10 protein-coding genes are annotated in these 8,968 nt (G+C 69.7%); 5 read left to right on the top strand and 5 right to left on the bottom strand.

All coding sequences use genetic code 11. The features are described 5' to 3' along the window. From QOC69_RS25645 to QOC69_RS25630, 4 genes are all read left to right on the top strand, one after another. A partial coding sequence (locus tag QOC69_RS25645; RefSeq protein WP_526444932.1) for an SDR family NAD(P)-dependent oxidoreductase occupies positions 1–381 on the top strand: 381 nt, incomplete at its 5' end. Beyond that, positions 378–1,556 carry a precorrin-6y C5,15-methyltransferase (decarboxylating) subunit CbiE gene (gene cbiE / locus QOC69_RS25640; protein WP_526444930.1) on the top strand — a complete coding sequence of 393 codons (1,179 nt, stop codon included), beginning with the start codon at positions 378–380 and terminating at the stop codon, positions 1,554–1,556. The genes QOC69_RS25645 and cbiE, both read left to right, overlap by 4 nt. Next, a complete protein-coding gene (gene cobM, locus QOC69_RS25635; protein ID WP_526444928.1) occupies positions 1,553–2,308 on the top strand; it encodes a precorrin-4 C(11)-methyltransferase in 756 nt (251 codons plus the stop codon). Before cbiE ends, cobM begins: the two co-directional genes overlap by 4 nt. Positions 2,309–2,310: 2 nt before the next feature. Then, complete coding sequence (locus QOC69_RS25630; RefSeq protein ID WP_526444940.1) at positions 2,311–3,036, top strand: cobalt-precorrin-6A reductase; 726 nt, start codon at positions 2,311–2,313, stop codon at positions 3,034–3,036. Here the strand turns inward: QOC69_RS25630 and QOC69_RS25625 are convergent. From QOC69_RS25625 to cobG, 4 genes are read right to left on the bottom strand one after another with little or no spacing between them, the layout of a single operon-like run. Beyond that, entirely contained in the window at positions 3,023–4,078 is a 1,056-nt protein-coding gene (locus QOC69_RS25625) for a phosphotransferase family protein (protein ID WP_526444926.1), read from the bottom strand. The two genes, QOC69_RS25630 and QOC69_RS25625, sit on opposite strands and share 14 nt — an antisense overlap. 18 nt (positions 4,079–4,096) lie before the next feature. After that, positions 4,097–5,569 (bottom strand): precorrin-2 C(20)-methyltransferase, encoded by a 1,473-nt coding sequence (locus tag QOC69_RS25620; protein ID WP_526444923.1) that lies wholly within the window; start codon positions 5,567–5,569, stop codon positions 4,097–4,099. Beyond that, the gene (locus tag QOC69_RS25615; protein WP_526444921.1) at positions 5,566–6,192 is read right to left on the bottom strand and encodes a precorrin-8X methylmutase; all 627 of its coding nucleotides are present in this window, start codon (positions 6,190–6,192) and stop codon (positions 5,566–5,568) included. The genes QOC69_RS25620 and QOC69_RS25615 overlap by 4 nt, the downstream gene beginning before the upstream one ends. 9 nt (positions 6,193–6,201) lie before the next feature. Further along, positions 6,202–7,314 carry a precorrin-3B synthase gene (gene cobG / locus QOC69_RS25610; RefSeq protein WP_526444919.1) on the bottom strand — a complete coding sequence of 371 codons (1,113 nt, stop codon included), beginning with the start codon at positions 7,312–7,314 and terminating at the stop codon, positions 6,202–6,204. Positions 7,315–7,449: 135 nt separating this feature from the next. On the opposite strand from cobG, the gene QOC69_RS25605 reads away from it, so the two are divergent. Then, entirely contained in the window at positions 7,450–7,752 is a 303-nt protein-coding gene (locus tag QOC69_RS25605; protein ID WP_526444917.1) for a hypothetical protein, read from the top strand. A gap of 34 nt (positions 7,753–7,786) precedes the next feature. Here QOC69_RS25605 and QOC69_RS25600 read toward each other — a convergent pair whose 3' ends face one another. Further along, positions 7,787–8,707, bottom strand: coding sequence for a TauD/TfdA dioxygenase family protein (locus tag QOC69_RS25600; protein ID WP_526444915.1), 921 nt, complete (start codon positions 8,705–8,707; stop codon positions 7,787–7,789). Between the last annotated feature and the right edge of the window lie 261 nt (positions 8,708–8,968).

Genomic DNA, 8,968 nt, shown 5'->3' with positions numbered 1-8,968 from the left:
GTGTTGGCGGCCACCATGCGTGCGGCAGGCCAGGGCACCGTCGTGGTGTTCTCGTCGGTGGCCGGCGCCCGGGTGCGCCGCGCCAACTACGTGTACGGCTCGGCCAAGGCGGGTCTGGACGGGTTCGCCAGCGGACTGGCCGACGCATTGCACGGTTCCGGGGTTCGGCTGCTGCTGGTCCGGCCCGGCTTCGTCATCGGCCGCATGACCGAGGGCATGTCGCCGGCCCCGCTGTCGAGCACACCACCTCAAGTCGCCGACGCGACCGCGCGCGCACTGGCCAAGGGCCGCACCGAGATATGGGTGCCGGCACTGCTCGGGTCGCTCGTGTTCGGGCTGCGGCTGTTGCCGCGGTCCGTCTGGCGTAGGATGCCGCGGTGATCGTCGTCGTTGGCATCGGTGCCGACGGGATGGCGGGGTTGGCGGGCGCGTCGCGCACCGAACTGTCCAGGGCGACGGTCGTTTACGGTTCCAAGCGGCAGCTCGACCTGCTCGACGAGAGCGTCACCGCCGTCAAACGACCGTGGCCGTCACCGATGCTGCCTGCCGTGCGCACGCTGCTCGACGACGCGGATGGCGACGTGCACGTGGTGGCAAGCGGCGACCCGCTGCTGCACGGCGTCGGGAATGTGCTCATCCGGTTGTACGGACCGGACGTGGTCGCCGTGCTGCCGCACGTGTCGTCGGTGACGTTGGCGTGTTCGCGGGTCGGATGGGCAGTGCACGACACCGAGATCATCAGCCTCGTCAACGCTGAGCCGCACACGGCGGTCCGCAGGGGCGGCCAGGCCGTGGTGTTGTCCCGCGACGGCACCAGTCCGGCCGCGGTGGCGAAGCTACTGGCCGACACCGGACGCGGCGACTCCGAGATGACGGTGCTCGAACAGCTCGGCGGGCCAGGGGAACTTCGCCGCTCGGCCACCGCCAGGGAGTGGGCCACCCGACCGCCGGGTGACGTCGACAAACTGAACGTGATGGCCGTCCGTTACCTACCCGACGATCGGGTGGGCGGCGTGCTGCGCGACGACGCGTTCTCCCACGACGGTCAACTCACCAAGCAGTCGATCCGGGCGGTCACCATGGCGGCGTTGGCGCCGAGGCCAGGTGAGCTGCTGTGGGACGTCGGAGCGGGAGCGGGCAGCATTGCGATCGAGTGGTGCCGCAGCGGAACCGGCTGCCGGGCCATAGCGTTCGAACGTGACGAGGAGCGGCGCAAGCGGATCGGCGAGAACGCGGTGGCCTTCGGCGTCAAGGTCACATCGACATTCGACGCCCCCGAGACGTTCGACTTCGAGCCGCCGCCCGATGTGATCTTTGTCGGAGGCGGCGTCAGTCAACCCGGGCTGCTCGATGCCTGCTGGGAGAAGCTCAAGGTCGGCGGGCGACTCGTTGCAAACGCGGTGACGGTGGAGTCCGAAGCCGTTCTCGCTCAGTGGTATTCGCGCGTCGGCGGTGAATTGCGCAAGTTCCAGCACTATCACGGCGACGCGGTCGGCTCGTTCACCGGTTGGCGCCCGGCGATGCCGGTCACTCAGTGGGTGGTGACCAAGCGGTGACCGTCTACTTCATCGGCGCGGGCCCCGGCGCGGCCGATCTGATCACCGTGCGCGGGCAGCGCCTGCTGAGCCGCTGCCCGGTGTGCCTGTACGCCGGGTCGATCATGCCGGATGACCTGTTGGCCCTGTGCCCGCCCGACGCGAAAGTCGTCGACACCGGGCCCATGACGCTCGAACAGATCGTCGCCGAGCTCGCCGACGCCCATGCCGCCGGGATGGACGTGGCGCGGCTGCACTCCGGCGACCCGTCCATCTACAGCGCGCTGGCCGAACAGTGCAGGCACCTCGACGCGCTCGGCGTTGACTACCAGATCGTGCCCGGCGTACCGGCATTCGCCGCCGCGGCCGCTGCACTTGGCCGCGAGTTGACCGTGCCCGGCGTCGCGCAGACCGTGACCCTGACGCGGGTGGCGACCCTGTCGACGGCGATGCCAGCGGGGGAGGACCTGCGTACGCTGTCCGCGCCGGGCGCCACGCTGGTGCTGCATCTGTCCGCCGCGCAGGTCGACGCGATCGTCCCTGAGCTGATCGCCGGCGGCTACCACGCCGGAACCCCGTGTGCGGTCGTGGCGTTCGCGAGCTGGCCGCAGGAGACTGTGCTGAAGTGCACGCTCGGCAACCTCGCCGAACGGATGCATGCCGCGGACGTGACCCGCACGGCGGTGATCATCGTCGGCGACGTGCTGGCCCCGGAGGGCTTCGCCGACAGCTACCTGTACTCGGCAGACCGGCGCCGCGGAAGCCGGCATTGAGCATGGTTCGCCTGCTGCTGCTGGGCGGGACCGGCGAGGCCCGGGCACTGGCGTCCCTCTTGCATCCGGATGTGCAGGTGATCAGTTCGTTGGCTGGCCGGGTGCCCGATCCGGCGCTGCCGGTCGGGGAGGTGCGCATCGGAGGCTTCGGCGGCGTCGACGGACTGCAGCGGTGGTTGACCGAATCCGGAGTCGACGGCGTGATCGACGCGACGCACCCGTTCGCCGCGACGATCACCGCGAACACCGCGACGGCGTGCCGCGAACTGGCCCTGCCGCACCTGGTGCTGGCCCGCCCGGCCTGGCCGAACGGTACGGCGGTCGTGGTCGGGTCCGACGGGATGGCTGCGAAAGTGGTTGCCGGGAACGGCTATTCGCGAGTCTTCCTGACCACTGGGCGCACCGGAGTCGGCGCGTTCACCGGTCTCGACGCATGGTTCCTGATCCGTGCGGTGACCCCGCCGGACGGCGACGTGCTGCCACTGCGGCACCAACTGCTGCTGTCGCGCGGCCCGTACCGCTACGACGATGAGCTGGATCTGTTGCGGGAGCACCGCATCGACGCCCTGGTGACGAAGAACAGCGGCGGTGACATGACGCGGGCCAAGGTCGACGCCGCCGACGCGCTCGGCGTGCCGGTGGTCATGGTGGACCGGCCGCCGCTGCCCGACGGCGTGCACGCGGTGTCGACCGTGGCCGGGGCCGAGGCCTGGGTCAGAGCGCTCTGACGAGGTCCAGGCTGCCGAGGTCGCGAATGGCCTGGCAGCCGCGCTCCAGCATCACCAGCATCATGTCGTCGCCGCGTTCGGTCGAGATGGCGAATGCACATCCCAGCACCGTGAGCAGGGGCACTTGCAACATGCCGACCCGGTAGTCCCGCCAGCACGTGTCGCGGTCATAGTCGACGATGCCGTAACCGGACAACTCCGCGTGGTAGGTGGCGACCAGATCCTCGTCGGCCAGACGACGCGCGGCGGGCAGCAGGCTCGTGCCGGTGAAGTACGCCAGGTCGCGGGCCGGCAGGCCCGCGCCCAACGTCTGCCAGTCGACGACGGTGACGGTGGTGCGATCGGGATCGAACAGCATGTTGTCGAGGCGGTAGTCGCCGTGCATCAACGAGAACCGGTGGCGGTCGGCCAGCAGCCATGGCGTGACCATCGACATCGCCTCAGTAACCGTGTCGCGGTCGTCGGCGCTCATCCGAACACCCAGTCGTTCCAGCGTGACCTGCGTTGCCATCACGGCGATGTCGCCAAAACCCTTGGCGGCGTCGTCGTTCGGCATCGACATCGCCAGACCGGGGAAGTCGGCCCACTTGGGATCACACCAGGTGGGTCCGTGCAGACCGGCCAGCGCGCGTACGCCGAGCGTCGCCTCCTCTTGCGTGCAGCCGGCGATCTGGTCGCCCTGCACCGCGGGCGCCATGTCGGCCAGCAGGAGCACGAAGTCGCCGCCGTCCTCGGAGATCTCGCAGTGAAAGGTCTCGGGTATCGGCACCCGCACCAGGTCCGCGACATGCGTGTAGAAGGCGTGTTCGGAGCGATAGCCGAGGGCGACCCGTTCGCGGACCGCCTCGTCCTGCGAGGACAGTTTGATCGCGAATGTGGCGGGCAGGCCTGCGGCGTTGCTCGGGTAGGTCACGGTCAACCGGTAGGTGGCGCCGGTCTGGCCGGTGCCGATCGGGACGATGTCGACGGCGCGAACGTCGGTCTCGAGCACCGTTCCCAACCACGCGGCGGTGACGTCAGAGGGGTGACGCGGGATCAGCACGACGGGACCACCTAGATGTCAGGTCGGGTAGCGGCGCGGAGTGAAGACGCGATCGCCGTACCACTGGGTTTGCGACGACCCGACGATGAGCAGACAGCGCATGTCCACCCGGGTGGGGTCGAGATCGGCCAGCCGTACCACCTCGACGCGTTCGCCGGGGCCCGCCACGTCGCGGCCGATCACCACCGGCGTGCCGGCGTCGCGGTGTTCGAGCAGCAGGTCGCGCATGGCGCCGACCTGCCAGGTGCGGGTCTTCGACGCGGGGTTGTAGATGGCCAGCACCAGGTCGGCGGCGGCGGCGGCGGCGAGCCGCGCGGCGATGACGTCCCACGGCTTGAGCCGGTCGGAAAGCGAGATCACCGCGTAGTCGTGGCCGAGCGGCGCGCCGACCCGGCTCGCGACGGCCTGCGCGGCAGTCATCGCAGGGATCACCCGAACGTCGACGCCGGGCCATTGCTTGGCCTCCTCCAACACCGCGGTCGCCATCGCGAAGACGCCGGGGTCACCCGACGACACCACCGCGACCGCACGGCCCTGCTCGGCGAGGCTGCACGCCAGCCGCGCGCGGGCCGGCTCGTCGGTGTTGTCGCTCGGGTGGCGCGTCTGGCCGTCCCTGGCGCCCACCCGGTCGAGGTACGGGCCGTAGCCGATGAGGTCGGTGGCGGCGGCCAGTTCGCGGCGCGACTGCGGCGTCATCCACTCGACGTCACCGGGACCGAGCCCCACCACGGCAACGCTGCCGACCGGATCCGGACGCCTGGACATCCCCGGCAGCATGGCCAACGAGAAGTAGGGCACCGAGGTCTCGTCGACGTCCGCGGCGGCCAGCACCTTCTGCGCAGCGGTGCTGGCCCGCTCCACGTACAGCGCCCGGTCCAACCGCCCGGCAGCGGAAAGCGCCTCCCGCACAGCCGGATACGAGCGACCGAGCTTGAGCACCACCGCCGCGTCGGTATCGGCGAGCCGGCGCCGCAGTTCGTCGGGTGGCAGCGTGCCAGGCAGGATGGTCAGCACCTCGTCGCCCTGCACCAGCGGCATGCCGGTGGCCGCCGAGGCCGCGCTGACCGACGTCACGCCTGGCACGATCACAGCGTCGAACCGAGAGGTCAGCCGCGTGTGCATGTGCATGTAGGAGCTGTAGAACAGGGGATCGCCCTCGGCCAGCAGCGCCACGTTGCGGCCGGCCTCGAGGTGGACGGCGATGCGGTCGGCGGCCTCGCGGTAGAAGTCCTCCATCGCACCGGCGTAGCCGCTGGGGTGGTCGGTCGTCTCGGTGGTCACCGGGTAGACGAAGTGCTCCTCGGCCTGGCCGGGCCGCAGGTAGGGCTCGGCGATGGTGCGGGCGATGCTGTTTCCGTGTCTGGCGCTGTGATAGGCCACCACGTCGGCCTCGCCAATCACGCGCGCGGCCTTGACCGTGACCAGCTCCGGGTCACCTGGGCCAAGCCCAACGCCCCAGAGCGTGCCGCGCGGCGCCGCTTGGGACGTCATTCGCGTTCGCTCGCGATCGCGTTGACGGCGGCCGCTGCCATCGCACTACCCCCGCGCCTGCCCGTCACCACCAGGTAGGACATCCCGCGTGGCCGGTCGATCAGCTCCTGCTTGGACTGAGCCGACCCGACGAACCCCACCGGGCCGCCCAGCACGGCAGCCGGCGCAGGCGCTCCGTCGTCCAGAAGTTCCAGCAGCCGGAACAGCGCGGTCGGCGCATTGCCGATCGCCAGAACCGCGCCGCCCAGACGGTCGGCCCAGAGGTCGACCCCGGCGGCCGATCGGGTGCTGCCCAGCCGGGCGGCCAGATCGGCGGCGCCGGGATCGGCGACGAGTGACACCACCTCGTTGTCGGCGGGCAACCGGGATCGGGTGATGCCCGAGGCCACCATCGACGAGTCGCACAGCACGGGTGCGCCAGCGTTCAGCGCGGCACGGGCCGTGCCGACGATGTCGTCGGTGTAGGCCACGTGCTCGGCGACGTCGACCTGACCGCACGTGTGGATCAGCCGGACCACGACCTGGGCGACGTCGTCCGGGAAGCGCGCCAAATCCGCCTCGGCGCGGATCGTGGCGAACGACTGCCGATAGATCTCGGCGGCGTCGCGGATGTAGTCGAGCACCCGATCACCCTACGGGTGACGTGGCCGGTAACCGTCCGCGGTCGCCACCAGAACCTGGCCCACCGGCGGGCTGCCACATGCCCGCTCGCAACCCACGAAGTGCCGGTGGGTATCGGCAGGATCGGCGACCGCTGCGGCGGCATCCGACCGGACGTCGGCGGCGGAGTGCTCGCACCCCGGGCTACCCGTGCAGGCGCTGACCGAGAGCCACGGCGAGTCCGCGTCGAACACCAGCCCGAGCGGTGCCAGCACGCGAAGCGCGACGTCGGCCACGCCCTCGTCGAGGTCACACACCAGCACCGAACGCCACGGCGTGATCACCAGTGGCGCTTCGATGGCGGCGAGATACTCGGCGGTGCGGGCCTCGAGCACGCCGAGCCGCACCGCGGCGCCGAGCGTCACCCGACGGTCGTCCTGTTCGATCCAGCCGACCGGGGGCCGTAGCACCGGCGGCCACGTGGCTCCGGGCGCGGCGGACCTGGTCAGTTCGGTCAGAAGTGGCTCGACGTCTAGGAGTTCGGTGGACCGCCAAGCACTTCCGCGAATCTCGACGAAGGTCTCGGCGACGGCGACAAGGGTGGCAACCGCGTCCACCGACGACAGCCGGACACCGGTGTCGACGCCCGCCACCAGCAAGGCGGCCCGATCGGCGCTCAGCAGGTGCGCCCCGACGTCGGCACCGAGCCCTGACACGTCACCGCGGCCGTCGTCGACGCCGAACCAGAAACGGCCAGGCAAGCGGGCCAGGGCGGGGCTGGCCTGGATCGCGGCGTCGAGGTCCCGCACCAGGTCCCGGACGTCGGCGTTGCCGCCGGATCGGCCGGTCAGCGGGGAGGCGACGACATTGCGCACCCGTTCGTGGCTGGGCGATGGCAGCAGGCCCGCGGCCGCCACCGCGTCGGACAAAGCTGTCGGATCGGTGATGCCGCGAATCTGAACGTTGCCGCGGGAGGTGAGTTCCATTGCGGGCGAGCCGAACCGCGTCGCGGCGTCGGCAACGGCGAGCAGTTGCTCGGCCGAGATCATGCCGCCGGGCAACCGGATTCTGGCCAGCGCCCCGTCGGCCGCCTGGTGCACCTGCAGCGCGCCAGGGCAGGCGTCGTCATCGCGGGCCCTCGTCATGTCAGGTTCGAGCATAGGAGTAGTGGCCGCACATTCGAGTAGTGGACTACTCGCGATTATGCGCCGCCGTCAAAATACATTCTCCCTATCAGGCCGGACGGAAGATCCGGCGGTAACAGGGGCAAGGAGAAGGCAATGACTGAAGTGGGGCTGGCGCCGCATGCGCCGACCAAGGACGTGAGCGGAACCGGCGCGGTGGTCGAGGGGTCCGCGCCGGTTCTGATCACCGAGCAGGACGTGATGTTCGCGACCGCCGCGGTGTCGCCGACACCGCGCACCACCGGCACCCGGTGGTGGACGGCGATCGGGCGGCTCTTCACCACCGCTGAGGCCGCCAGCGGTTCCAACGATGAGCGGCGCACCCCGCGGGTCTATCCGCCGCGGCGCTACGACTTCATGGACGACGCAGCCATGTCGCGGGAGATGTACCGGCTGTAGATACGGGACGGACGGTGCTCCGTTGGTGGGGAGCTCAACCCGCCAGCGGTACCACCACGTCCGAGTAGTGCGACGCGTCGCCAGCGATCACGCGGCTTGGCGTGCCGTGCACGTCGACGGGGACGTCGCCTGCCAGCGTGATGCGACTCAGTCGACGGTACTGGTCGTCGTAGTCGGCCACTGCGTAGTGCTGGGTGGCCCGGTTGTCCCAGATGGCCAGGTCGCCTGGCAGCCAAGACCAACGAACGGTGTTCTCCAACTTGGTGACCCGGTTCTGCAACAGCTGGAACAGTGCCGCCGACTCGGTGCTGCCCAGCCCCACGAACTGCTTGATGAAGTGGCCGAGCAGCAGCACCCGCCTGCCCGTCTCCGGGTGCACGCGCACCACCGGATGCTCCGTCTCGTAGTACTCCGAGACGAACTCGTCGCGGTACTCCCGCTCCGCATCGGTCAGGGTCTCGGCCTTACCGGCGTAGTAGCTCTCGGCGTAGTCGTACTGATTGGTGTGCACCGCCCACAGATTCTCGGTCAGCGCGCGCAGGGGAGCGGGCAACTGGTCGTAGGCCGCCTCGGTCGACGCCCACGTCGTGGTGCCGCCGTACTCGGGCAGCGTGACCGCGCGCAGCAGAGAGGCTTTCGGGATCCGGTCGACGAACGTCACGTCGGTGTGCCAGCTGTTGGCCTTGTCGTACTGGGAATCGATCGGCAGCACCCGCTCGCCCCGCGAGGTCACCGTCGGGTGTGCGGTGGTCGGCGTCCCGAGGCGTCTGGCGAACGCGAGCTGTCCGTCGTCGTCGAGATGGTCCTGGTCGCGGAAGAAGATCACCTTGTGCGTCAAGAGGGCGTCGTTGATCACGTTGACGGTCGCCTCGGGGAGGTCGCCGCCGAGCTGTACGCCGTCGATCCGGGCGCCGATGTTCGCGCCGAGTTTCACGATGTTGGGGAAGTTGGCCACGCGTCGATTTCCGCAGATTCCCCACGCCGCGGCCAGTATTTCGCTGGCCGCGATTCGAAATCGCCAAGCTCCGTCGCGAATGTGAGCTGCGTCACGTCCTTGGCAGGTGTGTTCCATCGCACACTAAAGCGCCTTGTTCGGGCCCATCGGTCGTACGTTTCTCGTGAACTTCCTTTGCCCCATCACCGTGGATGGAGGCACTTGGGGGGCCAGGAGGATTGAAATGTTCGCACTCGTCGCATTCATTGCCGTAGTGGTGCT

The sequence above is a fragment of the Mycobacterium sp. genome, assembly GCF_032162105.1.
Taxonomy (GTDB): domain Bacteria; phylum Actinomycetota; class Actinomycetes; order Mycobacteriales; family Mycobacteriaceae; genus Mycobacterium.
Note: the sequence above shows the minus strand (reverse complement) of the source record. Positions and strands in the feature narration are given on the sequence as shown.

Bases quoted from the DNA above. Each gene is read 5' to 3' on its own strand.
- cobG (WP_526444919.1), bottom strand. From the start codon at position 7,314: ATGACGAGGGCCCGCGATGACGACGCCTGCCCTGGCGCGCTGCAGGTG.
- QOC69_RS25620 (WP_526444923.1), bottom strand. From the start codon at position 5,569: ATGACGTCCCAAGCGGCGCCGCGCGGCACGCTCTGGGGCGTTGGGCTT.
- QOC69_RS25630 (WP_526444940.1), top strand. From the start codon at position 2,311: ATGGTTCGCCTGCTGCTGCTGGGCGGGACCGGCGAGGCCCGGGCACTG.
- QOC69_RS25605 (WP_526444917.1), top strand. From the start codon at position 7,450: ATGACTGAAGTGGGGCTGGCGCCGCATGCGCCGACCAAGGACGTGAGC.